Genomic DNA, 506 nt, shown 5'->3' with positions numbered 1-506 from the left:
GGACATGAAGGTTCACACCATCGGTGGCGTTGTAAGTGCCGCCACCCCGCTACTGGACATCGTACCAGCGAGTTCCGAGTTGGTCGTCGAAGCCAAGGTTGCAACCAAGGACATCGACCGCCTTGAGCTTGGCAGGGCAGCAGATATCCGCTTCGTCGCCTTCAACCAGGCTACAACGCCGGTAATCGAAGGCACGTTGATCCGCGTTTCTGCCGACAGCCTGACCGAAGAGCGCACTGGCGATCAGTACTACCTGGTGCGGGTCAAGGTATCTGAAGACGGCATGAAGAAACTAGGCAATCGCAAACTGCAACCCGGTATGCCGGCTGACGTCCTGATCAACGCAGGTGAGCGCACCATGTTGCAGTATCTCCTGAAACCAGCGCGCAACATGTTCGCTGAATCGCTGATCGAGGAATGATTGTGCGTTTGCTACCCGGTGTTTTGATGTGCATGGCCGCCAGCCAAGCGCTGGCGGTGCAACCCCAAGGTGAAGAGCCTAGGGA

At 57.3% G+C, this 506-nt stretch carries 1 protein-coding gene; it reads left to right on the top strand.

Translation table 11 applies throughout. The features are described from left to right. Positions 1-421: HlyD family efflux transporter periplasmic adaptor subunit (locus GIW04_RS31235; RefSeq protein ID WP_236479682.1), on the top strand; the 421-nt coding region annotated here is incomplete at its 5' end. Between the last annotated feature and the right edge of the window lie 85 nt (positions 422-506).

Origin of the sequence: Pseudomonas sp. PA-4-8C (assembly GCF_021606625.1) — a bacterium.
GTDB classification, from domain to species: Bacteria; Pseudomonadota; Gammaproteobacteria; order Pseudomonadales; family Pseudomonadaceae; genus Aquipseudomonas; species Aquipseudomonas lactis.
This window is presented reverse-complemented; position numbering and strand designations above follow the sequence as displayed.